The organism is Paenarthrobacter sp. NPDC091711 (assembly GCF_044756605.1).
Lineage (GTDB): Bacteria > Actinomycetota > Actinomycetes > Actinomycetales > Micrococcaceae > Arthrobacter.
The window spans coordinates 35,400-58,552 of record NZ_JBIVTF010000017.1 but is presented as its reverse complement, the minus strand read 5'-3'; the positions used below and the strand labels follow the sequence as shown (position 1 = coordinate 58,552).

The 23,153-nt window shown below is 57.7% G+C and carries 23 protein-coding genes; 5 read left to right on the top strand and 18 right to left on the bottom strand.

Features of this window, described 5'->3' with window-relative positions:
• Window positions 1–36: 36 nt before the first annotated feature.
• The 5 genes from ACIQH5_RS19550 to ACIQH5_RS19530 all read right to left on the bottom strand — a co-directional run bounded on the left by ACIQH5_RS19550 (window position 37) and on the right by ACIQH5_RS19530 (window position 4,505).
• Entirely contained in the window at window positions 37–663 is a 627-nt protein-coding gene (locus ACIQH5_RS19550) for a TetR/AcrR family transcriptional regulator (protein WP_400406665.1), read from the bottom strand.
• A gap of 155 nt (window positions 664–818) precedes the next feature.
• On the bottom strand, window positions 819–1,766 hold the full coding sequence (locus ACIQH5_RS19545) for an aminotransferase class IV (protein WP_400406663.1): 948 nt from the start codon (window positions 1,764–1,766) through the stop codon (window positions 819–821).
• A gap of 1 nt (window position 1,767) precedes the next feature.
• A complete protein-coding gene (locus ACIQH5_RS19540) occupies window positions 1,768–2,190 on the bottom strand; it encodes a universal stress protein (protein WP_400406660.1) in 423 nt (140 codons plus the stop codon).
• 90 nt (window positions 2,191–2,280) lie between these two features.
• Window positions 2,281–3,429, bottom strand: a complete 1,149-nt coding sequence (locus ACIQH5_RS19535; RefSeq protein WP_400406658.1) for a pyridoxal phosphate-dependent aminotransferase — start codon at window positions 3,427–3,429, stop codon at window positions 2,281–2,283.
• A 140-nt stretch (window positions 3,430–3,569) separates the two neighbouring features.
• Window positions 3,570–4,505: a transporter substrate-binding domain-containing protein gene (locus tag ACIQH5_RS19530; RefSeq protein WP_400406656.1), complete on the bottom strand. Its 936-nt coding sequence runs from the start codon at window positions 4,503–4,505 to the stop codon at window positions 3,570–3,572.
• Between the two features lie 393 nt (window positions 4,506–4,898).
• Between ACIQH5_RS19530 and ACIQH5_RS19525 the strand changes: the two genes are divergently transcribed.
• The 3 genes from ACIQH5_RS19525 to ACIQH5_RS19515 all read left to right on the top strand — a co-directional run bounded on the left by ACIQH5_RS19525 (window position 4,899) and on the right by ACIQH5_RS19515 (window position 7,402).
• Complete coding sequence (locus ACIQH5_RS19525) at window positions 4,899–5,834, top strand: amino acid ABC transporter permease (RefSeq protein WP_400406654.1); 936 nt, start codon at window positions 4,899–4,901, stop codon at window positions 5,832–5,834.
• A gap of 2 nt (window positions 5,835–5,836) precedes the next feature.
• On the top strand, window positions 5,837–6,592 hold the full coding sequence (locus ACIQH5_RS19520) for an amino acid ABC transporter ATP-binding protein (protein WP_400406720.1): 756 nt from the start codon (window positions 5,837–5,839) through the stop codon (window positions 6,590–6,592).
• Between the two features lie 123 nt (window positions 6,593–6,715).
• Window positions 6,716–7,402, top strand: coding sequence for a TetR/AcrR family transcriptional regulator (locus ACIQH5_RS19515; protein WP_400406652.1), 687 nt, complete (start codon window positions 6,716–6,718; stop codon window positions 7,400–7,402).
• Here ACIQH5_RS19515 and ACIQH5_RS19510 read toward each other — a convergent pair.
• From ACIQH5_RS19510 to ACIQH5_RS19495, 4 genes are all read right to left on the bottom strand, one after another.
• Window positions 7,399–7,965, bottom strand: a complete 567-nt coding sequence (locus ACIQH5_RS19510; protein WP_400406650.1) for a hypothetical protein — start codon at window positions 7,963–7,965, stop codon at window positions 7,399–7,401. The genes ACIQH5_RS19515 and ACIQH5_RS19510 overlap by 4 nt on opposite strands.
• A gap of 86 nt (window positions 7,966–8,051) precedes the next feature.
• Window positions 8,052–8,849, bottom strand: coding sequence for a D-glutamate cyclase family protein (locus tag ACIQH5_RS19505; RefSeq protein ID WP_400406648.1), 798 nt, complete (start codon window positions 8,847–8,849; stop codon window positions 8,052–8,054).
• Window positions 8,850–8,931: 82 nt separating this feature from the next.
• Window positions 8,932–9,972 (bottom strand): biotin-dependent carboxyltransferase family protein, encoded by a 1,041-nt coding sequence (locus ACIQH5_RS19500; RefSeq protein ID WP_400406646.1) that lies wholly within the window; start codon window positions 9,970–9,972, stop codon window positions 8,932–8,934.
• Window positions 9,962–10,690, bottom strand: coding sequence for an allophanate hydrolase subunit 1 (locus ACIQH5_RS19495; RefSeq protein WP_400406644.1), 729 nt, complete (start codon window positions 10,688–10,690; stop codon window positions 9,962–9,964). The genes ACIQH5_RS19500 and ACIQH5_RS19495 overlap by 11 nt, the downstream gene beginning before the upstream one ends.
• Before the next feature lie 317 nt (window positions 10,691–11,007).
• On the opposite strand from ACIQH5_RS19495, the gene ACIQH5_RS19490 reads away from it, so the two are divergent.
• Window positions 11,008–11,712, top strand: coding sequence for a GntR family transcriptional regulator (locus ACIQH5_RS19490; protein ID WP_400406642.1), 705 nt, complete (start codon window positions 11,008–11,010; stop codon window positions 11,710–11,712).
• Here the strand turns inward: ACIQH5_RS19490 and ACIQH5_RS19485 are convergent.
• The 3 genes from ACIQH5_RS19485 to ACIQH5_RS19475 all read right to left on the bottom strand — a co-directional run bounded on the left by ACIQH5_RS19485 (window position 11,709) and on the right by ACIQH5_RS19475 (window position 14,164).
• Complete coding sequence (locus ACIQH5_RS19485; RefSeq protein ID WP_400406640.1) at window positions 11,709–12,293, bottom strand: TetR/AcrR family transcriptional regulator; 585 nt, start codon at window positions 12,291–12,293, stop codon at window positions 11,709–11,711. The genes ACIQH5_RS19490 and ACIQH5_RS19485 overlap by 4 nt on opposite strands.
• Complete coding sequence (locus tag ACIQH5_RS19480; RefSeq protein WP_400406638.1) at window positions 12,286–12,822, bottom strand: TetR/AcrR family transcriptional regulator; 537 nt, start codon at window positions 12,820–12,822, stop codon at window positions 12,286–12,288. The genes ACIQH5_RS19485 and ACIQH5_RS19480 overlap by 8 nt, the downstream gene beginning before the upstream one ends.
• Before the next feature lie 169 nt (window positions 12,823–12,991).
• A complete protein-coding gene (locus tag ACIQH5_RS19475) occupies window positions 12,992–14,164 on the bottom strand; it encodes a pyridoxal phosphate-dependent aminotransferase (RefSeq protein WP_400406636.1) in 1,173 nt (390 codons plus the stop codon).
• Window positions 14,165–14,308: 144 nt separating this feature from the next.
• Between ACIQH5_RS19475 and ACIQH5_RS19470 the strand changes: the two genes are divergently transcribed.
• Window positions 14,309–14,956: a hypothetical protein gene (locus tag ACIQH5_RS19470; RefSeq protein ID WP_400406634.1), complete on the top strand. Its 648-nt coding sequence runs from the start codon at window positions 14,309–14,311 to the stop codon at window positions 14,954–14,956.
• Window positions 14,957–16,087: 1,131 nt separating this feature from the next.
• Here ACIQH5_RS19470 and ACIQH5_RS19465 read toward each other — a convergent pair.
• From ACIQH5_RS19465 to ACIQH5_RS19440, 6 genes are all read right to left on the bottom strand, one after another.
• Window positions 16,088–16,849, bottom strand: a complete 762-nt coding sequence (locus ACIQH5_RS19465; RefSeq protein ID WP_400406717.1) for an SDR family oxidoreductase — start codon at window positions 16,847–16,849, stop codon at window positions 16,088–16,090.
• Window positions 16,836–18,263, bottom strand: coding sequence for a Na+/H+ antiporter NhaC family protein (locus ACIQH5_RS19460; RefSeq protein WP_400406632.1), 1,428 nt, complete (start codon window positions 18,261–18,263; stop codon window positions 16,836–16,838). Before ACIQH5_RS19460 ends, ACIQH5_RS19465 begins: the two co-directional genes overlap by 14 nt.
• 323 nt (window positions 18,264–18,586) lie before the next feature.
• A complete protein-coding gene (locus ACIQH5_RS19455; protein WP_400406630.1) occupies window positions 18,587–18,964 on the bottom strand; it encodes a RidA family protein in 378 nt (125 codons plus the stop codon).
• A 15-nt stretch (window positions 18,965–18,979) separates the two neighbouring features.
• Window positions 18,980–20,404, bottom strand: a complete 1,425-nt coding sequence (locus ACIQH5_RS19450) for an alanine racemase (protein WP_400406628.1) — start codon at window positions 20,402–20,404, stop codon at window positions 18,980–18,982.
• A 443-nt stretch (window positions 20,405–20,847) separates the two neighbouring features.
• Entirely contained in the window at window positions 20,848–21,855 is a 1,008-nt protein-coding gene (locus ACIQH5_RS19445) for a threonine/serine dehydratase (protein ID WP_400406626.1), read from the bottom strand.
• Window positions 21,852–22,232: a RidA family protein gene (locus tag ACIQH5_RS19440; RefSeq protein ID WP_400406624.1), complete on the bottom strand. Its 381-nt coding sequence runs from the start codon at window positions 22,230–22,232 to the stop codon at window positions 21,852–21,854. Before ACIQH5_RS19440 ends, ACIQH5_RS19445 begins: the two co-directional genes overlap by 4 nt.
• Window positions 22,233–23,153: the final 921 nt, after the last annotated feature.

The window sequence follows — 23,153 nt, the reverse complement described above, 5'->3', positions numbered from 1 at the left end:
ACCGTCCGGCTATCGAATGAGCTCGGTGCCCATGCGCTACCTCACGCTTGCGGACGCTTGAGCCCATCCTTGGACCGCGGCGTAAAACGACTCAACAAGGAGAGCCGAGATCTCGGTCGAGGAAAGGCCCTCCGTATCACGCAGGTCGCCCACTTCACGGGAATGGAACAGGGTGTTGAATAGCTGAAGCCCGTTTCGGTAATACCGTTCGGAAACTCCAATCTCACGCATGGCCTCCCTGATGGGACGTTCCCACGTTTCGCTCATGACCACCGCTGTGCTTTCGCCCTTGTCGAGCCGCTCCAAGAAGCCCCGCGGCGAACGTATTTGGGTAAGGGCCTTGCCGTAAATTTCCAGAATTTCCACCCATTTCACGCAGACGTCCTCGAAGAGCCGCTTGCCACCAAGATGGGAGGCAAGGCTGTAATCACGTGCGTTAACCAACACGCTGTAGAGGAACTCGGTATGCAGGTTCTGAAGAGTGGGGAAATACCTGTATGCGGTAGCCACAGAAACCTGAGCACGATCCGCGATTGCCTGCATGGTGGCGCCTGCGGGGTCGGACCTGAGCAACGCCCCTGTGGCATTCAGCAGCTGGCCTACGCTTCTAAGCGCATCCTTTCGCAGACCGGTCCTGTCGAGCAGCCCCGCGGGATCAGACATGGATGCCTCCTTCGTAGACAAGTCGGTAGCGGCAAGTAGACCGACATGATAAATATCTCCTGAGGCCGCCTTGGCCCTACACCGTACTTGGGACCTATCTCATGTTACCGAGGCCTAATGATCTTACGCGTTGCAGCCTACCCAGACCCTGGTCCCTACCAGCCATGCAAGCTGGCTCGCGGTGACGAAGGCCCAGTCGGACGATCTTGTCCGTCTGAATGTGAGGGACGAACTAAAATTGCCATCATTTGCTGAGTGGCCTGATGGTCGATCTCCATGCCGCATCCATCAAGGGCACGGATCGGGACGCACATGCGTCCGCTGGATACGAGCCAGGCAGCCTCGGCGCTTCGCAGCTCCTTCTCTTCAATGGGCCCTGTAAGGGTTCGATACCCAGCAGCCTCAAGTCCGGCAAAAATGCGGGCCTGCGTAGTGCCCGGAAGGACTCCGTCGTCGGCGGGGGGCGTGCGGTAGCCGGTGCTGTCCCTGATTATTAGGGTAGATGCCGGACCTTCGAGAACGTAGCCGTCGCTGCTGAGGAATACGGCGTCATCTGCGCCGCGGCGTGCAGCTTCCCGTAGAGCTGCTCTATTGACGGCATACGAAAGCGTCTTTGCCCCTTGCAGCAACCATGGCGCCACTTGCGCAATGTTGCGTGGATAACCACGGTTAAGTGTGACCACATCGATGCCGTTGCTACGGTCAGACGAGTAGTCGGGCCCCTCCATACCGTAGATCCAGACAGTTGGATCAAATTCGTGTTCGCGACCTCGTGTCACAAATATTTTGACCAGCAACTCTGGCACCGGGTCGTGCTGCCTAATCGCAGCAACGACGCCATCGCCGATGGCGCCAATGTGAAGGGCTTGCAGGTCAAGCATTTCCGCTGAGCGCTCTAGCCTTTCTAGATGTGCGTGGAGCTCCATCGGTCGGCCGTCGATGACGCCGACTGACTCAAAGACGCCGTCACCGCGTGTAACCCCCAGATCGAGAGGGTGAATCGGAAGCTCAAGGGGATTCCAGGCGGTCATCTTAAAGGGACGGCTCGATTCTCTCGCGGCGCCCTCCAAGAGGAGGAGTACGGGTCCGCTCGTCGACGTCATGTCAGTCCGTTTTGACGATGTAAACATCGCAAGGAGCATTGTGTGCCACGGTGTTCGCAACGCTGCCAAGGACGCGCTTGAAGCCTTGCATCCGGCGGTTTCCAATTGCGATAACAGAAGCAGCGCAACCCTCTGCGTGCTTCATCAGGGCCAGGGCAGGGGGCCCTTCGACGGCAAACGATTCGATCTTCACGTCGGACGCACCGAGCGCATCAGCGGTCTTCCGCGCCACTGCCGCAGCTCTGTCCTTGTCCGCCACCATCCATCTGTCGCTGTCGTTACTGACAATGCCGCTTCTGTCAGTCTCAAACGCCGTAACGATGTGGAGCGTAGCGCCAAGGGCGACAGCTAACTGCTTGGCGGAGCGGGCTGCTTTCGCTGCTGTGTCGGTGCCGTCTACGCCGACGACGATGATGGGTTCCATGTGCTTCCCTTTGCTGTTGATGTGCCGGCCTTGCTCGCGCAGGTCGGTGAGTGATTCTTCCGAGAATGTAGTCTCGGGCAGTCGGCTGACTCAGCGATGATTTGCCGTGAAGTAATCGGCGATGCGTCGAACGCCCTCTCCCAGGACGTCCTTTTCGGCGGTGAGCGACAGTCGTATATGGAATTCACCTGCCGGCCCAAACTCCCGTCCTGCCCTGGCCAGGACGCCTGCTTGGGCCAATTCCTTAATCACATCGAGTGATGGCCGCAAGGAGTTGTAACGAGGGAAAACGAAGAGCCCGCCTTCCGGAACCGCCACGGTAATTCCTGGAACGTCCTGAAGGCCGCGGACTACGAAATCCCGACGATCCTGCAAAACGTCGCGCATCGAATCCGCCCACGGAGATCGTGCGCGGAGCGCAACCAGCGCTGCGCGCTGCGCTACCGCGTTGATGGACGTAAGCGTGTTGCGGTGAATGAGGCGAATGTCGTCGACCAGGGGCCGAAGAGCGACGGTGTACCCCACCCGCCACCCCGTCATGGCGGAGGACTTTGAAAAGCTCTGGCAGTAGATCAACTGCTCTCGCCAAGCGTCGATCGCCAAGGCGGAGGTGAAAGACCTTCCATCGAAGACGAATCGATCACAAACTTCATCGGCGATGACGATGACGCCATGCGCCGAGGTCAGTTCGGCCAGTTGTGTCAGCTCTTCCTTGGAGAACACCGCGCCACTGGGGTTGGAGGGGTTCACCAGAATCAAAGCAGTGCATCCCGGAAGGGCGTCCTTGATGGCGTCGAGATCAAGGTGCCCGGTATGGTCCAAAGGCACGTATACGGCTTCGGCCCCGGCCATGTGAACTGCTGCCGAGAAAAGGGAGTACGTCGGGTCGGGTAGGAGGACCTTGTCCCCCGGCGACAGAATGGCTGCCATTGCTGCCGCTGCACCGGAGCTGGCTCCGTTGGTGATAAGGACATGTTCGGCGCCGTAGGTGTACCCACTGACGCGTGATGCCTCAAGGGCGGCTTCGGCCCGGAGTTCCGGATCCCCGTTCAGATCTCCGTAGTGTGTCCAGCCGTCATGCAATGCTTCGATTGCAGCGTCAACGACCAACGGTGGTGTTTCGAAATCGGGGTCTCCGCTCCCGAGAGAGACTACATCCCCCTCCATACTGACGATACCGGGACGGAGGCTGCCGGAACGGAGTCTATCCACGATGGGGGACGGGGTGAGCGGAGGCATTTCTTCTCTTTCTATTATTGCTCGGCGGTCCGTCTGGAGCGTCGATGCGAGGATCAATCACGAGGCCGTCTTCCGGGTCATCAGATGACGGCCTCGTGCGCTTGGAATCGAATTGACTAGGGAGGTCTGCGGCTTGCTGGCTACTTTGACCCGTTGACCACTGGCTTCTCGATTGCCATGGCGGGCAGCTCCCACTTATCGAGGATCTTCTGGTACGTTCCGTCGTCAATCAACGTCTGCAGAGCTTCGAGCAGTGCTTTCTGCAAATCCGATTCGCCCTTGCGAATGCCGGCGCCGTTAAGCCCGGGTCCGTAATACGTGTCCACAAGTTCGAGCTCGCCGTTCGAGGCCTGGACCTGGGCGCGGGCCAGAGCGTACTCGATGGGCAGTGCGTCGACCCGCCCGTTGGTAAGGGCGAGTTGGGCGTCGGCTACTGTGGGGAATCCTTGAACGTCAACGGAGGGCTTCCCGGCGGCGACACATGCTTTACCCTGCTCGGTCGCCAGGATTACGGACTTCGCTCCTGTCGCGCCGGCGACTTTGTGTCCGCAAAGTTCCTCCATACTCGTTACTTTGGTCGGGTTCCCCTTCTTGACGACGAAGGTCTGTTGGCTCTTTGCATAGTCGACGAAGTCGATCTGTTCCTGTCGGGCCTTAGTATCGCTGAAGTTCGCCATTGCAACGTCGAACCTTCGCGAGGTCAAACCGGTCACGAGCGCGGCAAACTTTGTGTTGGTAATCTCGGGGGTCAAGCCCAAAGTCTTGGAGACGGCAACGATGAAGTCCGCTTCAAGCCCTTTGATGGTGGCGCCGTCGGTGAACAGATACGGGGGCTGAGAGGTTTCTCCGCCAACCTTCAGGACGCCCCTGTCCCTAATGGCAGCTGGCAGCAGGTCGCGCGCCTTACTGTTGACCGCGAGATCCCCGACGGCGTCCGAAGCGGCCAAATTTGAGACCGCAGCCGACCCGCCGGCTTGAGGTGCCGCCCCGGATGATGTCGCTGACGGTGTGCTGGAACAGGCCGTCATTGCCAGCAGTGAAGCTACCGCCAGACCAGCCATGAATTGTTTGCGCATGTTGCCCCTTTTCGGGTGAAGGCCGCGTATCGAATGACGCAGAGTCCAGTAACTAAGACCGTAGTCTGATGTGGGTAAAGCTTCTCAGTTGACCTCACGCCCCGTCAATAGCTTTGAGAAATTGAACCAAATCTCCCACAAGGCGGGCATTCCTGGGATAAGGATGGCCCCCTAGGACGCATGCCCCATCGGCTCTTCACGGGGATCTGTCTCAAACTTTCTCGAGAAAGGGGGTGACAAATGCTACTCAAGAGTGCATTCTTATTTGTGAGCCACCTTACATGCATCCCTCGATGTTGCGTTCCGAAGGTGCTCCACCGCGGCCACCATCGATCTAACTCTTCGGTTCTCAGCCCCGTACTTGACGGACTCCGGCTAACCACGGAAGGAACAATGACTACCACCCCAACTGGAGCGACTCCCCTGACTCAGGAGCCCTCTTCGCGACGCCCTCTTCGCATCATTCGAAAGAAAAAGACCGGTCAGGTCATCCTCGCGGTTGCAATGACTGTCCTCGTGGCTGCACTGGTGCTTAACCTTGCAGGAAATCCCAACATGCAGTGGTCCACAATGTGGGAACACGTATGGGACCCTCAGGTCCTTAAGGGGCTTTGGACCACAGTCGTTCTGACCGTCATTTGCATGATCACAGGCACGCTTCTTGGTGTCCTTCTGGCAACCATGGCACTGTCAAATAACAAGGTGCTGCGCGTCATTTCAGTCGGATACGTCTGGATATTTCGGGGCACCCCGCTGCTGGTGCAGCTGATTATCTGGTACAACTTGGCTGCAATATTTCCCACACTCGGGATCGGCATCCCCTTTACCAGCCTTGGAATCAGCATCGATACCAATACCGCAATTACTGGCTTTGTCGCGGCACTGCTGGGCTTCACTCTGAATGAGGCTGCATATATGTCAGAAATCGTCCGCGCCAGCATCGGCGCCGTCGATACGGGTCAGGCCGAAGCCGCGAAGTCAATCGGCATGGGAAGCGGCATGACGATGCGGCGGATAGTGCTGCCGCAAGCCATGCGCGTACTTGTCCCACCCACAGCGAACCAGGCAATCAGCATGCTCAAAGCAACCTCTTTGGTAGCTTTCATCGCTGGCGGTGACCTATTGACGGCAGTTCAGGACATCTATTCAGTTAATTTCGCGGTGATCCCCCTACTGTTGACCGCCTGCTTCTGGTACTTGGTAGTCGTTTCCATTGCCAGTATTGGTCAGCACTTCCTCGAGCGAAAAGTGGGCAAGGGCTTTACTACGTTCACCGCCGAGTCAGCACTGGCCGGCATCCCAGCCACCGAGAAGGGCGAAGCCAAATGAACATGGTCGAAATCCACAACGTCGGAAAGAAATTCGGGCACAACGAAGTGCTGAAAGACATCAGTCTTTCAGTGGCGGAAGGCACCGTCGTGGCCATCCTTGGCCCGTCCGGGTCTGGCAAGTCAACGCTGCTGCGGTGTATCAACCACTTAGAGACCGTAGACACTGGCGAAATTCTCGTGGACGGCCACCACATCGGATATAAGCGTGTTGACGAGAACACCCTCCGCGAGCTGTCCGAAAAGGAACTGGCCAGGCAGAGGGCAATCACCAGCATGGTGTTTCAAAGATTCAATCTCTTCGCCCACAAGAGCGTCCTGGAGAACATCATTGAAGGACCCGTGAAGGTTCTCAAGAGGCCCAAGGAACAGGCGAAGGCGCGGGCCTACGAACTGCTGGACTCAATCGGACTGCGACACCGCGCCAATGCCTTCCCAGCGCAGCTCTCCGGCGGCCAGCAACAGCGAGTTGCTATTGCCCGGGCCCTCGCAATGGATCCGAGAGTAATCCTCTTCGACGAACCGACGTCGGCGCTGGACCCAGAACTTGTAGGCGAGGTTCTCACCTTGATGAAGAAAGTAGCTCAGACAGGTATCACGATGCTCGTAGTAACCCACGAAATAGACTTCGCCAGGGAAGTCGCCGACCAAGTGGTCTTCATGGCTGACGGTTACATAGTCGAGGCCGGCGACCCGGATAAGGTGCTACGAACACCTGAGCATGCACGTACTCGAGACTTCTTGGCGAGGGTGCTTTAGCCGCTAGAGTGGAATGTGGCCTGACGGGATTCGCAGGCTTCGCCGGGGTTTCCTGCGCGTCCCATGGGCGCCCAGGAACCCCTCACTCTGGACTTGGTTCAGAGTGATTAAAATCTTCGGAGGTTGGACCCTTTGCCCGATGTAGGCCTCATCGATAAATCCGGGCTCCGCAGGGACGCACTGCGGAATATCGGACAGCTCTTACGGGCTACAGGTGACCTGCTACGTTCGAATCCGTCCGAGGCGAGCATGCAGAACATAGCGGAAAAGGCGAATGTCTCTCCCGCGACTGCTTACCGGTACTTCCCTACGCTCCAGCATCTTCATACGGAGTTTCTTTACAGCATCTTGGTCGCAGTCCGTGACTTTAGCTTTGGCTCACAAGCTCGTGGCACACAGCTCTTTGAAGCTGTGTGCCTGAACTGGGTGGAAACTCTGGAAATGTACGGTCCGGCGCTTACACAAATTCGATCAACCCAGGGTTTTCTGGAGCGCCTCGACGTCGATGACAGCGTTGCAACCGTTATCAGAGACACTTGGGAACGGCCCGTGCGGGAGGTACTGAGGGAACTTGGTATCTCGGAGAAACACACACGACATTGCCTGTTCCTATCCAACACACTTCTCGATTCCCGTGAGATCGGGGACCTTCTTCAAACCGAAGGGCTGACGAGAAAGCAGCTTGCTTTCCTCCTGTCCGAGGCATTTTACGGCGCCGCGCGTGGCTGGTCTCAGGCGGCTGCCCAAATCTTCGTGAATGTAGAACACGAGAAGGTCTTCTTGGACAGTCCGACACCTGATGGAACCTAGGTCAAGTGGGTTCGGCGTCGCGCGTGTCGCCTGTCTTCACCTTTAGGGGCTACAGGTAAACCCCGAGCCAAGCGTTGCGTCTGTTCCTGATTCAGCCCGCACAAGGTAGATGCATCGATCGGGTCCCAAACCCTCGTCTTATAGCCGATGACAAGCAACTGGTCACGTTGCTCCTCAAGTTTGGCTTTCTCCGTGCGCGCTAGTTGCAATTCGCGCCGCGTAGCCGTCAACCTGGCAAGAACTTTCTGCGCGGGCTCTTGGGACGGGTGCAGATCTTGGAAGGCGACGCCCATCAGCCTGATATTCCTGGCCGTTTCCGACGCAGCCACCGCAATAGCACGGAGCGGAATCCCATCGATAACGGCCTGGCCGATCTGCTCATTAACGGAGTTCGCGAGGTCCCGGGCTCTGCTGGTGGCATGGCTGAGGCACTGACGATTCACCAACAGGGCGTGTCTCAGCTGTTGGCTCTGAAGCGTCTCGCGAGCCTTCTCTTTGGCTCGGTGACGATAGCCCGTTTCATTGGCTTCAGCCTTAGCTTCGGATGGTTGGGCATGTCTCATTCCATAGGTCCTCTCATCGCCAGAGTCTGTCGGGTTGGGCCTATTGGCATCCTTCAGGTCGGATCCAGACCCGCAGGCTGCCTGGGTTAAACCTGCTGCGGGTTCTCGTCCACGTCATGGTCAAAGACAAACATGTGACCTGGGTAGTGGCTGATCACCGCATCTGCACCGATGTGGGGTAGGAAAAGCTGGGGTGTCACACCGCAGGCCCAGAAAACGGGGACGTCACCGGGTCTGGGCTCCGGAACCGGCCCGAAATCCGGACTCAACAGCTGCACGCCAATCGCCGATGGATCCCCTACGTGAACCGGTGCGCCGTGGCCTTTCGGATATCGTGCGGTGATCTCGAAAGTCCTGGAAACCTGACGTTCTGGAATTAGGCGCACGCTGACCACCAAAGGGCCCCCCATTTCGCCGACAGGGTTGGTGGGGAGATTACTAACATAGGCCGCCGGCGCTGGACTCTGAGGACTTCGGCCAAAATCAACTCCGGCTCGCTCCAGAGGACCCTCCCATGTGTGACTGCATCCCAGAAGAAAGCCTACGGAGTCCGGGCGCCAGTAGTTGATGACGTCCTCAGGTTCGGCGGTCAGTTCTCCGTGCTCCCAGACCCTGTAACGGGGTAGAGCGACTCGGACATCGGCCACAGTGGTACCCAACGTCACGATGGGGTTGCCCGGCTCTGTGACAGCGATAATGGGGCATGCTTGAGGATTTCGCACGCAATACAAGAGAAATTCGAAGGCCTTGTCCTTAGGGACGATGACAAGATTGGCCTGCTGCTTCCCTGGCAGGAGCCCTGCCGTTGTCTTGTTCCAGTGGCCAGCAGATATCAGCTCTCGCAGCCGGGCTGCGGTGTGGACGGTCTCCGATGAGTTAGTCATTGTCCGGGTTCACTCCTTGATGTATTTCGAACGGGCAGCGAATCAAACGAGCTGCAGACCCCACAGGATCAGCATGGGAGGGTCAGGCGGGCCGACGGGTTGCAAAATGGCTGTGCGCCCGCGGCGGCGACCCGTGAGATTCAATATCCCATGCCGGTGAGATACCGTGACCTCGAAGGATGATCTCCATCCGGCTCCGGAGGTGCTTGAGTTGGCGGTGCTGTTCGCGCACTCGTTCCAGCGCTTCGCGGGTTTCAACCATTTCGAACGTCAGTAAGTCACCCGGTCTCGACTGCGCAAGAATATCCAGTCCCACTGCCGTGACAACTGCCGGGACCGCATATCCGGCAGTCACGCCCCGTCCGCGGTGAAGTACCAGCAATTCGTCCTCCGAGGGGACCTCAACGGCTCCTAAGGGAACTCCAGTCGAGAGGAGCTCCCCAATCGTCTGACGGACCGGGACTCTTCCTTGCAACCTCATGCCGATGTGGTTACTCCGCGCACCTACCGTGTACTTTTCCTCGAATAGTCGACGGATGCTCGCACCAAACTCGTGGTAGTCGGGTCCTTCCGTCACAGTCACAACCGGTTTGTTGTTCTGTGGTCGCAAGGGAACATCTGGCCTGGCTAAGGGTACGTCCATGTATTTGAGCGCAGTTAGTGGTGTGTTGTGACGCGCGCCGACGCGTGCTCCATCGCTGAGGTGCGTGCCGAAGCCGATCAAAGTATCAGGGGCGCAGCTACCGAGCAGCATAGGGACCTGTAAATTGCCAGAGACGGAAAGGTAGTTCCGAAGGCCATTTCCTTTTTGTTGGATTTCAAGCAATTGCCCTGACATCAGAGGCATAGTCTCCCACGAGGAGCGGAGGACGCCGTCAATGCGGATCTCCGCCATGGCGCCTGTCACGGCGATGAGGAGATCGGAGTCCGCTGTCATACGGAAGTCGGCAAGGGTCATCTCAATCAGTGGCGCATTGTGTTCGTTACCCACGAGGGTGTTGGCGACTCTGGCCGCGAACTGGTCCAAAGCACCGTTGGTAGATTGCCCGAGATGGGTTGCGTGTCGCCCCAGGTCCGTGACAACCGCCATGCCGGATTTCTTGATGGTCAGTTCAGCGGGCATCGATTTCTCCTAACGGAGTGTTCTGGTACTTCTCCCATTCCGCCTCTTTGATAGGAAAGAACTTTAGAGAATCTCCGGGACGGTAGGCCAGAATAGGGCTGTTCTGGACATCAACGAGCGTGAGCGGCGTCCTGCCTAACAACTGCCATCCGCACGGAGCGGGAGTAGGAATAACGTTGGCTTGTATACCGGCGACGACCACCGATCCGGACGGTACGCTCGTTCGTGGATCCTGCCGACGGGCCACCGGGGAAGGGAATCCTGGCCCGTCCAGCATGGGAGCTCCGGCCTGGGCCAGGCACCGAATTTTCAGTGCTGAGCGGCATACGATTCCGATCACATCCCGTATCGGGAGCGCTAGCTTCTCACTCACGGACTCGATATCTGGACCGTACTCACCTCCGAAAACCACGGGAACGTGGAACACCGTACCTGAGGCGCGATTTCCCAGCATTCCGTCGTCGAGGGTCTCCAACCTGAGCGAGATCATATAACGCAAGTTCTGATGGTCTGTGGTGACCGGATCAAACTCGACAAGCAGCGAATCGTACGTTGGGACTACGCCTCTTACTCCAGGGACGTCATACTCGCGGAGCCATACTGCGAGAGCCTGAACGGTGAGCCAGTTGCGTTCTCGATCGGAATAGGCAGCCGTTAGCCGCAAGGCTGAGTCACCGCAGTCTCGAATGCTGATTTGTTGGGCAAGCAACTCACTCACCAACGCCGGTCTTGGCGTCAAGGGTGCCGCCCGGTAGATGCCAGCACGCGATTTGGCCAGTGACACCCTGGTGGGGTCGTGCGTTCTTGAACATCAGGCATGCTCGGCGCGCGGCTCTCAGGAGGAGGATTCCGTGTACGCGCTGTTGGGTTGGCACGGGTTTCACCTTTCGATGGTTCTCTGCATGACCCCTAAGGGTTGTGATATCAACCACACCTTATCGCTGATTGTTGTATTGTGCAACAAGACCTCAATTCATCCGAGTCTTGCTAGTCTAGTAATGGGCAGTTTCGCGCAGTTATCGCATCGGAGGACGGATGAACCAAAAGACCAGCCAGATCATTGACGGCTTGCGCCCCAACAAGCCACACCGTCTTACCTCGGCGGAGCAAACATCCGATGTCATCAGGGAGGCGATCACTACCGGTGTTCTCACTCCTGGCATGAAGCTTCAGGAGGAAGCCCTCACTGCGTCCCTAGGCGTTGCGCGAAATACTCTGCGTGAGTCCTTCAAGACACTGATTCACGAGGGACTGCTCGTTCACGAAATCAACCGCGGTGTTTCGGTCGTCAAGGTGACGGTTGACGGCATACGCGACGTCTACGCAGTCAGAGAGCTCCTCGAAGTGAATGCACTCCGGGATTGCCCCGCCGACGCGGATATTTCAGCTATAGCCGCGGCTGTCGAGAGTGCAAGGACAATGGTTGAGAAAGACGATTGGCTGGGGGTCGGCACGGCCAATATTGCCTTCCACCGGGCGATTGTGGCGCTGGCCGGGAGTTCTCGGCAGAATGCAATAATGAGGTCGTTGTTGGCCGAAACGCGACTTCATGTGTCTGCGTGGGGACACCCCCGCGAGTGGCACGCACCGTTTGTGGAAAAGAACCGCCAAGTATATGAGATGTTGGCCCGCGGCAGACGCGATGAAGCCGCCGTACTCATGAGCCAGAATCTTAAAGAGTCCTGCAGGATCTTGGTAGCCCGTCATGAGGAAGGTCACCACGAGAATCTGGCCGGCTAATTCACCCCACCTGGACGGTAGCCCTCCGCAGCACCCATGACCGATGTCGCCAGCCGTTGCGTTATCTCCTGGGCGCTGAGGTCTTCCGACATACGAAGGTCCAAAATTTCCCTGGGGTCAGAGAGTGCGTTGCAAATAAACAGTGCCTGCCGGAGCATTTCCGGTGGCAGCCGCAGATCGTCAATGAGCTCACGCAAAGGCCGCTCCCAAATGGCTTTGGACACGGCGATGACGCTGTCCCCACCGTCCAAACGCTCGAGGAAGCCAGCCCTGGACCTCAGCTGCACCATCACCCGACCGTGCTCCAGCACCAGCTCCACCCACCGGTTCATCACAGCAGTAAAAAGTGCAGGCCCTCGAAGCTCGCTTCCAACCGAAAAATCCTCCAACGACTCCAGGATCCGTACCATATAAGCCTTCAAAAGCTCATCCAAGGACGGAAAATACCGATAAGCACTCGCAGTGCCGATCCCCGCGCGCGTTGCAATCGACGCCATCGAGTAGCTGCCAGGATTGATGGACACCTCCTCATTTACGGCGTCGAGCAGTCGCTGAATATTGCGTCGAGTATCGCTACGCAACAGGACTCCTTCTGTCGAGTGATGTACCGGTCTTCTCCTGAAGCTGACTCAAACGCGTCAATGCCCCGCCAACTGCCCCGGATATGCGCTGCGATATCTGTTGGGCGCTGAGGCCTTCCGACATACGAAGGTCCAAAATTTCCCTGGGGTCAGAGAGTGCGTTGCAAATAAACAGTGCCTGCCGGAGCATTTCCGGTGGCAGCCGCAGATCGTCAATGAGCTCACGCAAAGGCCGCTCCCAAATGGCTTTGGACACGGCGATGACACTGTCCCCACCGTCCAAACGCTCGAGGAAGCCAGCCCTGGACCTCAGCTGCACCATCACCCGACCGTGCTCCAGCACCAGCTCCACCCACCGGTTCATCACAGCAATAAAAAGTGCAGGCCCTCGAAGCTCGCTTCCAACCGAAAAATCCTCCAACGACTTCAGGATCCGCACCATATAAGCCTTCAAAAGCTCATCCAAGGACGGAAAATACCGATAAGCACTCGTGACACCGACTTCCGCCCGGGCTGCAACGCTTTGCATTGACAGACCCTTCGGATTCAGAGTCACTTCCTCTGCGGCAGCTCGAAGGAGACTGTTCAAGTTTCGCCGCGTGTCGCTACGCAAGTGTGTTCCTCATCTGCCGGGAATATCGTGCCCCAATTGTCCCAGAAAGCTCATGACTCTGGCGGTAGAAGCCTGCAGTACAGAGTCACACTAGAGATCGCACAACGTCGACGAACCTCCGGAGGCCTTCCTTCAAGCTGTCAGAATCAGTGGCGAAGGAGATGCGGATGTAGCCCTCGCCTGATGGTCCATATTCGCTGCCCGAGCGCACAATCACGCCTCCCTCAGCGAACCGAGCTGTCATTTCATCTGAACTAAGAGAGGAGTCGATTCGCACCCAAGCGTAGAACGCGCCCTGAGGGGTAAGAAGCGAAATCCCAGGTTCCCCGGACAGGAGATCGACCACAATGTCCCGCCGCAACTGGTATGACAGCGCAAGCTTCTCCAGAGTCGCGGGGTCCGTTTCAAGCGCTTCCAGGGCAGCGTCTTGGACGAAAGTGTTAAGAGCACCATTTATGGAGCGGTGGACGAGGTTGATTTTGTCCGCGAGAACCGCAGGAGCGACGACGTAACCGAGCCGCCAGCCTGTCATGGCGTACGTTTTCGAGAAAGTGCTGCACAGAATGACTTGGTCGGCGATTGCTTCCAGCTCCAGGACTGACAGGAATTTTGCCCCGTCAAAGACGATATCCGAGTACGCCTCATCGGAGAGAAGCAGCATGTGCGGGTTCGCCTCCATGATCCCAGCCAAAGAGCGCAACTCCTCGACGCCATAGATCCTACCGCTCGGATTTCCTGGATTACAGAGGATAATCATCCTGGCTACAGCAGACTCTGCCTGAATCCGTCGAAGGTCGAGGCTGCCATCGGGTTTATTGGGGATCCAGACCGCCTCCGCGCCCGCCATCGCCAAGTGGTCCGCGTACAAAGAGTACGTCGGTTCAGGTATCAGCACACGGTCCCCTGGGTTAATTACGGCCAGAATGGTCGCTGCAAGGCCAGCGCTTCCGCCGTGCGTGATCACAATTTGATCTGGGGAGACAACCCGTTCTGCCTTTGCCGACATCTTAACCGCGAGAGCACTCTGCAGTTCAGGTGCACCCGTGAGCTTTGTATAGCGCGTCCGCCCATTCCTCAGTGCCTCAACTGCGGCCTCCACAATTCGGTCCGGCGTTCCAGAGTCTGGCTCGCCCATCGACAAGGCGATCGCACCCGTAGGTGTTGCGCCCAGCGATGAGGGGCGGCGAGAGGCCTTGGCGATGCGTTCTGCTGCATCGGAGCCCACGGCGGTTACTTCGTTCAATCGGTAGGTCGTCATTGGATCCATTCCTATGCGAGGCGACATGATGTTGGCCGCCCACCGGAACGGGGCGAAACCCCCGCTTTGCATGACAGCCAACTATGGTTCAAACTGAGAATAGTTTACCAATCCGAATCCAATTATCAATAGCCGCCAGGAGACATGATGTTCATAGACGCCCCTACCACCACTCTAAAAGTCAAGGATCGCCCGGCAGTTGCGACTGACCTCGTCCCCCTGCTGAGCCAGTACCCGGCCGCTAATGTTGGTGATGCTATGGATCGCTTGAACTTGATGGATTCTTCGATCAAGACGCAGTGGAGCGGTGGAAGGTGCGCCGGCCCGGCACTTACAGTCCTGACCCGCGACGGCGACAACCTGGCAATACACAGGGCCCTTGATGATGCTTTACCTGGAGATGTCCTTGTGATTAGTGCTTTGGGCGGCAGCGCACGCGCAGTTTTCGGCGATCTCCTCGCAGAAGTCTGCCTGGCGGCGGGCATCGCTGGAGTAGTCCTTGATGGACTAACGAGGGACCGAGCCGTCATCGAATCCCTCGGATTGCCGATTTGGGCGCGGGGCGTATCCCCTGCCGGCCCATCCAAGTACGGTCCCGGCCAGGTCTGGACCCCCATCGCGTGCGGCGGCGTGGTTGTTAACCCGGGCGACTTGATTGTGGCAGACGACGATGGAGTTGCTGTCGTTCCCCAACAGGATGTCAGGCCCGTGGTGGACAGGCTTGCAGTTATTGACGGCTTCGAGGAATCATTCCGCCAAAAGGTGCGGAACGCTTCACTCTCGGCTCACTAAAGCCAAAGGCAGGACCCGGTGGACCTGCTCGGGCCCCTCACCGGTGTCCTCCGGAAATTTCCTTGGCACGGCTCAGGAGCTATGAGAATCCCAGTCCTGTCCACTCCCTGCTGGAACCTGTTTTTGGGCTGTCACCCAAGCTAAGTACTGGCGGGCCGCTCAGTTTTTGGAGGCATGAAGTGTTAGTCAAGCACATCAATTGGTGTGATCTGGTGGGAGCCCTCGTAGATATTCGACGGCACGGCGCGCGCGTAGCGTCAGGAAAGGTTGCGGACGCACGAGGTGATTCTTCAGTTCTGTGGCTGGAGCGTGATGGAATGCGTGAGCGGACCATGTTCGAGGCAGCCCTTGGTTTTGAAGTCTGGGCAGAAACCCTGGAGTCCGCAGAGCAGATGTCACTTCGACATCGCCACTGGCGAGAACTGATCGGCGTTGTGGTGGAGATACGACACAGCGGAATGCGCGTTGCAACAGGAATCGTTGATAACGCTACGAATGACTCTTCAATACTTTGGTTGGCCCGGGACGGGATACAGGACCGAGCAATGTACGAATCCGCCTCGGGATACGAAGCGTGGGTTAAGCCGCGTGAACTGGAAGGTACCTCGCGATATAGGTTGACGCTTCCAGCGCTGACGCGAAGCAACTCCATGCCTATACCCCGAGCCTGAGGTCTAAGTGCATCTATCCGGATGGAAGGGTGCATAAGCGGCGCGCGCGTGACAGCACCCTGAGTTGCCAGGCGCGACTCATGCCTGAGGGCGACGTCCAATGGGGCTGCCTTGTGCGGAAGCATTGGGTGCCTTCGTCGATGTTCTTCTTCCGCGGGCCATGCGGACTCTTCAGAGTGATCTCTATGCCGTCAGACCCATAGTCCTGGCTCACGCGGCAACGGGCGCTTCCGTCTTTGAGCCCATAACGCAGACAGCACAGTCGCCTGCTCGGACAATATTGCACGGTCTAGCGAATGCCCGGCGTAAAGATGCCCACATTGATCAGGTTAAAACCCACTCCTTGTCGAACCGTCCCGTGCGACTGCCCTGCCGGGAATTGCCCCAAAGCAAAATGCCTCGTCCATCATTGGCTGGACGAGGCATTCTGCTCGGACGCAGGGTACCCGCGTCCGGACTTCTAGCTGCGCGGAGCCTTCCGGATCAATTTATGAGCTGCGGCCTGCGCAACAGGCCTCATGACTACCTGGTCGAGGTTTATGTGGTGGGGCAGATTCAAAGAGTAAGCCACGACGTCAGCCACGTCCCCGGCAAGCAAGGGCTTTTCGACACCTGCATAGACTTTGTCTGCAGCTTCCTTATTCCCCTTAAGCCTATTAAGAGAGAACTCCTCGGTGTGCACGAGTCCAGGCGCAATCTCGATAACTCGAACGTTGTGCTCGGCTTCTTCCAAGCGCAGAGTGTTGGCTAGCGCATGTTCAGCAAACTTAGCGGCGGCATACCCACCGCCGCCTTCGTAGGTCACCAGCCCAGCTGTTGAAGTCAAAAGGACGACGGAGCCTTCGCCGTTTTCTCTGAGAGCCGGCAGGAATCCTTGGACCATCCGCAGGGTTCCGAGCACATTGATGTCATACATCACTTCCCAGTCGCTCAACTTACCGACGGCCAGAGAATCTACGCCTAATGCACCACCAGCGATATTCACCAATGCGTCAATGCCTCCCCCTGACAGCACTTCGGCGACTACGCGTTCGACAGCGACGCTGTCAGTGATGTCTGCGACTACAGCCGTCGCCCCTGTTTCGGCGGCCAAGGCGGTCAATCTGTCTTCCCGCCTGGCGACGGCGACCACGTCCCACCCGCTCCTTCGTAGAGCACGAACCGACGCTGCGCCGATTCCCGAGCTTGCACCGGTTACTACGGCTCGTTTAGACATTTTCATTGCTGCTTTCATTAGTCATTTCTGTTGCAAATTCCTCGTCAGACATTTCCTTCTTGCGCCCCCACCCAGTGGTGATGGCTACAGCGAATACAACGAGGAGGAACAAACTCGGAAGCACGAAGGGCAGGTAATCGGTAGCACTGAAGCCGTCCGGTATCCACTCCGACTGCGCTATCAAACCCATTGCGATGATTGTTATAGCACTGTGGGGCATGATGCCGTGGAGACCACTGACGGTGCAATCTATGATGTTGGCCGCCCGCGCGCGATCGACGTTGAATTTACGCATGACGGTTCGTACGATTGGCCCACTCACGACGACGCTGACGGAATGAACGGTGGTTACCAAGTAGGTTGTCGCAGCAATCACTGCACTCATCGCCTCGGCTGTGCGAGGGGTCCTACTCACCTTCAGCGCCTGGTTGCCTACCCATTCAATGGCACCTGCAAAACGCAAACCCTCGATGAGAACAAAAAGGAATAGGAAGAAGGGGAAGATGCCCATCATGCCGGTAAATCCGCTGACGATCACACCCTTGGACGAAACAATCTGGCCCGGCTGGATGAGGCCGGTCACGAGGGCAAGGACTATGGAGAAAGTGGCGGCAATGGACAAAGCGAAAATGATGTCCTTGCCGCGCAGCATGAGAAAGATAATGGCAGCTGGAGCAAGCAAGAGGATGAGAGCCAAGGGGTTTGCGTCTTGCACTGCAGCGCCGGGACCTCCTCCGGGCACAGGCGGAAGAATGAGTCCCAGGACGACGTATCCGACAATAGCCAAAGCGCCGGCGATTCCAGCGTACTTGAGGCGCGCTTTTACAACGCGTGCCACTGTGGTCTCTTGGGTTGCGGCCGAGACGATCGTAGTGTCAGAAATTGGGGCCAGGTTGTCGCCCCACATGGCACCGCCAACAATTGCACCAATAACAAGTCCTGGATTCACGTCCAGTGAAATGCCAAGTGGCAGGAGAATCGGAAGTGTGGTGACAACTGTGCCTGCGTTGGTTCCCGTGGCTAAGCCGATAAGTGTGACGAATATGAACAGGATGACGGGAACCATCCACGCCTGAATGTTGAGTGCAGTGGCTCCCCAAACCAATGCCCCGATGAGTCCGCCCGTCTCCAAAGTCTTGGCCATAACCCCCGCCAAGAGGAATGAAACCAGCAAAACCACGAGCATGTCGTTCTTCAGACCGCGGAAAACTATTGCGCTGAACTCCTGTTTGTTCTTGATCAGGAAAAACACGAGCACGAAGCTCACGAACGCGATGGCTCCTCCGGTTGCGGAAGAAAGATCGCCTGTGGTCGCCAGAAACAGTATGCCTACGACGAAGGCGATGAACGGGAAAAGGGCTCCGAGGGCGCCACCATGGAAGTGTCGCGTGCCTTCACGAGCGGTTACTCCATTGGACAATGTCGTGCTCCTTTGAACGGGTACTGCTGAGAATCTGAAGTCTGAAAATTCGAAGGGACACTCCCATCACGTGAGTCTGTGTCTACGAGTTAATGCCGAATTTCTCGGTCATGATGGGAACTCGGTGACGCTGGGTGCTGGGGTTTGTGTCCCTTGTCCACTCAGATGAAGATGACCCGAAGTCATGTCCCGCTACTCCGCTACGTCTGAGAAGCCGGGTTCGGTTCCACCCGGCAACCCGCCGGGTGGAACCTGCTTGAACCGCGTTTCAGCTTGGATCAGGCCGTGTGATCGGCCGCTATCCCAGCCTTACTGGCGACGGTTTACTCGGCGACAATCGCCTGGGCATTCATTTCGTACAGGACGCCCTTGGATAATCCCGCGAAGATCCGCGTCCGGACAGGCAACGGCTCCGCGGTGAAGTATTCCTCGTAGATCCTGTTGAATTCAGCGTTGTCGGCCTCGTGAACGAGGATGGCGTTGACGGATACGACGTCTTGGAGAGTGGCGCCAACGGAACGCAGGGAGACTTCCAGATTCTCGAAGGTACGGCGTACCTGGCTGCCGAAATCGGGATCGATAGTGCGCTCTGCGTCATGGTAACCGACTAAACCGGATGTGTAGACCAGGTTTCCGCGTCGAACAGCAGATGAATAGTGTCCGAAGGTCAGCGGTGTGGTTTCAGTGTTGGGGGTGCTCATTTTGGCTCCTTTGGCCTAGAAGAAGGTTAGGACACCGTCAACGACGTTGTACTGATCGTCGACGACAGGAAGGAATCGGTTCTTATCAAAGGCCGTGCAGGGATGGGAAACTCCCAGGACGACCAAGTCACCGGGTTCAAGTTGCTGTGCGGGGTCAACTTTGAGGAATGCGTGTTGATCCATCAGGTTGACCACACTTGCGCCTTCGAGTTCCGTAGTGACGGTCCCATCGGCTTTATGGAAACGAAGGGGCACGGGCAAATCGACATCGAAGGGAACGTCCCGTTTACCGATGGCAAGCATCGCTATTCCAGGTTCCGGCCGCGAAACTACCCGCGCCCAAGCCTCGAGAGCATTCTTGAGTAACAGTGATTCGGAGTCGGACCGCCTCCCATCCAGGGGGGAAACTCTTGAGCTTCGCCCTGAATCGTGGCTGATGTAGCCACCGCTGCGTATCATTAGTTGGACCGGCTTTACGGATGACTCCCAACCGCTGCCCAGCTGTTCGATGACAACGTCAAAGTAACCGCTTCCGCCGGCACTGACCAGTACCTGGTCTGACTCAAAGACATCTGCGCTCAGGAGCAATTCTGTTGCCGCGCGGGTTCGGTCGAAGAATCTTCTCGCGGCCGCGATCGCTTCTTGCGGAGTGCCGACAGCTACTGCTCCCTCAAAGCTCTCCACGCCAACTAAACGCAGGTGTCGGGAGTTCTTGACGGCCTCGGCAACAGCGAGTAGTTCCTCATCATTTCTTACGCCACATCGCCCCCCGGCTGAGCCGATTTCCACGAAGACCGGGAGTTGCACTCCAGTTCCTTGAGCGGCAGCATCAGCCGTGAGTACGGCATCAGCCCACCGGACCACGTCCGGATTGTCCGCCAGGGAGTAGATCTCAACTGACTGGTCATCGCGCATCTGACCAGCCATCCAGCGGAGTGCCGCGGGGTCAGTGACTTCGTTCGCAAGCAATACTCGGGGGACGCCGAACTTTCGCATGACGGCCGCCTGAGTGGGAGTAGCAGCGGTAATCCCCCACGCGCCAGCATCAAGTTGTGCGGCAAACAACTGAGGTGCCATGGAAGTTTTCCCATGCGGGGCGTGCAAAACCCCATTGCGTCGGCAGTACTCGGCCATGGTGCGTGCGTTATTAGTGAGGGCGTCCTGGCTGAGGGTTGTCACCGGGTAGGACAGGTCACCGTTGGCAACGTTCCAGCCGGTAGAGGCCAGGTCTGCCAGCCGCACATTAGCGCCGAGAGGAATGCCCTTATACGTGCCGTCCAGCGGCACATTCGCGAGAGCCTTTAACGAGTCCAATGGTCTCCGTTCGATAAGTCGTTGGACGCTGTGGGCGTCCGTAATGAGACCTCCCGTGGCCGACTCTGTGATGTCCCATCCAAGGCGGTGGCGGCCTTGGGGCGCAAAGTCCGTTGCTGAAGTCATTAACGATCCTGGTGGGGTGGTCTGGGAGGCGGAAAGTGATCCATGCCATGCTTTCCAAGTCCTAAGAGCATCTCAAAGTGAGAATCGAGTTGTCAATAGGGATGACGGAAGAATGGAACCGGGACCACTCCCCCACAATCGACAGCCTAGATGCCGCCGCAAGACTATTTCCTTACAAATAAAGGGCAAAGACCCCCGAGGGACGCACTCTCGATGGCCAACGAGTTGTGTGGCTACCCGTCCGACCACTCGAGCGATTCGTCTCTTTTTCTCAACCTTGGAGCGACTTTGTAGTTAATTCTTATTTTTGGAATCCCGTTAACATTGGGGCCTGCGCCAACCAGCCAATTGCACGGACAAGTTCGTCGCCGTCAAACGTGCAAACAACGAAAGAGTGCCCCCTTCTGGTTAGTAATGACCAGAAGGGGGCACTCGGCTTCCTGCTACACCGCCAGAGCTTTGGTAAGTACCGCAGGATCGATATTTCCACCTGAGGCAACAACAACGGTGACTCGCCCCCGAGCCGGGATCTTACCCTCCAGCAATGCCGCGATTGAAGATGCCCCCGCTGGCTCCACCACCAGACGCATGGTCTCAAATGCAGCCTTCACGCCCCGCAGGGCCTCATCGTCGAAGATCTCGACCGTGGACGGATTTTTGGCCCTCAGTGACTGCAGGCACAGGGTTCCAGTGGTTGGCCCAGCCATTCCCTCAATAACAGTGGGCGGAATAGTATCCAGCGTGACAGGAGATCCCGTCGCCAGCGCCCGCGGCCACTTACGCACCGCCGCTGCCTCCACCAGGGTGATCGGCAGCTCGGGATAAAAGTGCCGCAAACCTTCAGCGACACCGGAGGCAAGACCCCCACCGCTGCAATTGACGGCTAAGCCGTCAGGATGAATGCCTCGCTCCTGGAGATCTTCAGCGATTTCCAGGCCAATGGTCCCCTGCCCGGACATCGTATCCACGTGATCGAAAGGCGCCACGAACGTTAGACCACGCCGCTCAATCAGCTCATTGGCTACGGCTTCGCGGCTCTCGTTGGCTCGGTCAAAGAATACGACTTCTGCCCCCCACCACCGGCATCGCTCAATCTTGTTCCTAGGCGCTTCGGATGGCATAACGACCACGGACGGAACCCCTACTGCGGCGGCAGCCGCCGCCACACCCTGACCGTGATTGCCGGCCGAGTAGGTGATGATCCCTTTCTCTCGCTCCGACGGCTTCAGCGACAGAACGGCATTCATCGCACCGCGGATTTTGAACGATCCGGTGACCTGCAGTGATTCAGCTTTCACTAAGACGCGTCCGCCTACCGCGCTATTGAGCTGCGGTGACTCGAGGAGCGGGGTGCGCGCTATTCGGCCTCGCAACCTTGTCGCGGCGCTCCGAATAGTGTCTATGCTGAAATCTGCGTCGATCGATTCGCTACGGGCCGGTTCGTTACTCACTTTGTATCCCCATCATCGATGGCGGCTACGGCGTTCATTTCGAACAGCACTCCCGGGCGCAGGCCCACCGTGACCGTGGTGCGCACAGGCAGCGGGTCTTCCACGAAGTAACTCCGGTACAAGGCGTTCATTTGGTCGTAGTCATCAGAACGGACAATAAACACCTCGACCGAAACGACGTCTTTAAGAGTTGCGCCACTGCCGCTGAGCGCGGCCAAAAGGTTCGTAAACGTAACGTGCACCTGCTCTTCAAACGACTCGTCGAGACGCCGGTCGGCGTAGTAGCCGGCGACTCCGGACGTCCAGACGATGTTTCCTACTCGCCGACTGGCGGAGTATGGAGGGTCGTATGCAGGACGAGAAATGTCGGACGTCATGTGGTGCTCCTTCGTTGATGATCGGGCTGCCGACATCGACATTGCGGATGACCTGGCGCCCTCGAATTGCCATCGTTGCCGTTTCGCGATGACGGCCACGACAGCTGGGTTTCGAGGTCAGGGTCGGCCCTCCTCGCAGAAGGTCGCTTGGATCTACGGCAGCTTCAGAGGTAGGCAGCGAAGGCCGGAAAACGAACCCTCTTGATTAAGTTGTAGCACAATACAACAATACCTTCCAGAGTTACCGAAAACCCTCTCAAAACTGCGCTCACTTTGACGTGCGAAGCTTTTGACGGTCAGCCTCATATATAGGGATCGATCCCACCGGCCCTCACCACCAACGCCGAAAGATTCGACTCCACGGCTAGTGTGGCGGGTGAGCGATCGCCGGCATTGAATCTGCAGCTTCGCTAAGGAGCACTATTCCGTACATACAGTCCGTAGCGATGAAGCCTCCCGAGAGTCGGACCCGTGAGCATCGCACCGCCGACTGTGGGCCAACACGGGCGACCCATCCTCGAATGCGCCGCGGCGGGCAGCGCCTCCAGTCCTGACCCAACTCACGCACATAACTATCCGGGCGAAGGGCGGACAATATAGCGAAACTTGGCGCCTCCGAAGCGCCGGGGTCGTGCTCGATGCGTCGATGCGCGGACGCCTCTCAGGCGCTGCAATCAAATAGCGGGGGCCTGAAGTGTCAGGCGTTGGTACGGGCCGCAAACTCGCGGACGATGCACTCGAGCGCCTGCATTATTTCGACTTCGCAGCGAGGAGCCGGTGACAGCGCAGCCCACTCCGTTACACCATTGTGTAGGACGGCGAAACGGCCGCCAACAAACTTGGCAGTCACGCCGCACTTCGTCGACGTGCGGATCTTGACCATGGTATTTACTCCTGTCCTGAACGTCGCTTCTCAGTCAG

What these genes read in the sequence shown, in the direction of transcription:
- ACIQH5_RS19500 (WP_400406646.1), bottom strand. Translation starts at nt 9,972, where the DNA reads ATGCCCGCTGAACTGACCATCAAGAAATCCGGCATGGCGGTTGTCACG.
- ACIQH5_RS19465 (WP_400406717.1), bottom strand. Translation starts at nt 16,849, where the DNA reads ATGAAAATGTCTAAACGAGCCGTAGTAACCGGTGCAAGCTCGGGAATC.
- ACIQH5_RS19545 (WP_400406663.1), bottom strand. Translation starts at nt 1,766, where the DNA reads ATGACGTCGACGAGCGGACCCGTACTCCTCCTCTTGGAGGGCGCCGCG.
- ACIQH5_RS19520 (WP_400406720.1), top strand. Translation starts at nt 5,837, where the DNA reads ATGGTCGAAATCCACAACGTCGGAAAGAAATTCGGGCACAACGAAGTG.
- ACIQH5_RS19525 (WP_400406654.1), top strand. Translation starts at nt 4,899, where the DNA reads ATGACTACCACCCCAACTGGAGCGACTCCCCTGACTCAGGAGCCCTCT.
- ACIQH5_RS19505 (WP_400406648.1), bottom strand. Translation starts at nt 8,849, where the DNA reads ATGACTAACTCATCGGAGACCGTCCACACCGCAGCCCGGCTGCGAGAG.
- ACIQH5_RS19440 (WP_400406624.1), bottom strand. Translation starts at nt 22,232, where the DNA reads ATGACGTCCGACATTTCTCGTCCTGCATACGACCCTCCATACTCCGCC.
- ACIQH5_RS19535 (WP_400406658.1), bottom strand. Translation starts at nt 3,429, where the DNA reads ATGCCTCCGCTCACCCCGTCCCCCATCGTGGATAGACTCCGTTCCGGC.
- ACIQH5_RS19475 (WP_400406636.1), bottom strand. Translation starts at nt 14,164, where the DNA reads ATGACGACCTACCGATTGAACGAAGTAACCGCCGTGGGCTCCGATGCA.
- ACIQH5_RS19480 (WP_400406638.1), bottom strand. Translation starts at nt 12,822, where the DNA reads ATGCAAAGCGTTGCAGCCCGGGCGGAAGTCGGTGTCACGAGTGCTTAT.
- ACIQH5_RS19540 (WP_400406660.1), bottom strand. Translation starts at nt 2,190, where the DNA reads ATGGAACCCATCATCGTCGTCGGCGTAGACGGCACCGACACAGCAGCG.
- ACIQH5_RS19530 (WP_400406656.1), bottom strand. Translation starts at nt 4,505, where the DNA reads ATGCGCAAACAATTCATGGCTGGTCTGGCGGTAGCTTCACTGCTGGCA.
- ACIQH5_RS19490 (WP_400406642.1), top strand. Translation starts at nt 11,008, where the DNA reads ATGAACCAAAAGACCAGCCAGATCATTGACGGCTTGCGCCCCAACAAG.
- ACIQH5_RS19450 (WP_400406628.1), bottom strand. Translation starts at nt 20,404, where the DNA reads ATGACTTCAGCAACGGACTTTGCGCCCCAAGGCCGCCACCGCCTTGGA.
- ACIQH5_RS19455 (WP_400406630.1), bottom strand. Translation starts at nt 18,964, where the DNA reads ATGAGCACCCCCAACACTGAAACCACACCGCTGACCTTCGGACACTAT.
- ACIQH5_RS19510 (WP_400406650.1), bottom strand. Translation starts at nt 7,965, where the DNA reads ATGAGACATGCCCAACCATCCGAAGCTAAGGCTGAAGCCAATGAAACG.
- ACIQH5_RS19470 (WP_400406634.1), top strand. Translation starts at nt 14,309, where the DNA reads ATGATGTTCATAGACGCCCCTACCACCACTCTAAAAGTCAAGGATCGC.
- ACIQH5_RS19550 (WP_400406665.1), bottom strand. Translation starts at nt 663, where the DNA reads ATGTCTGATCCCGCGGGGCTGCTCGACAGGACCGGTCTGCGAAAGGAT.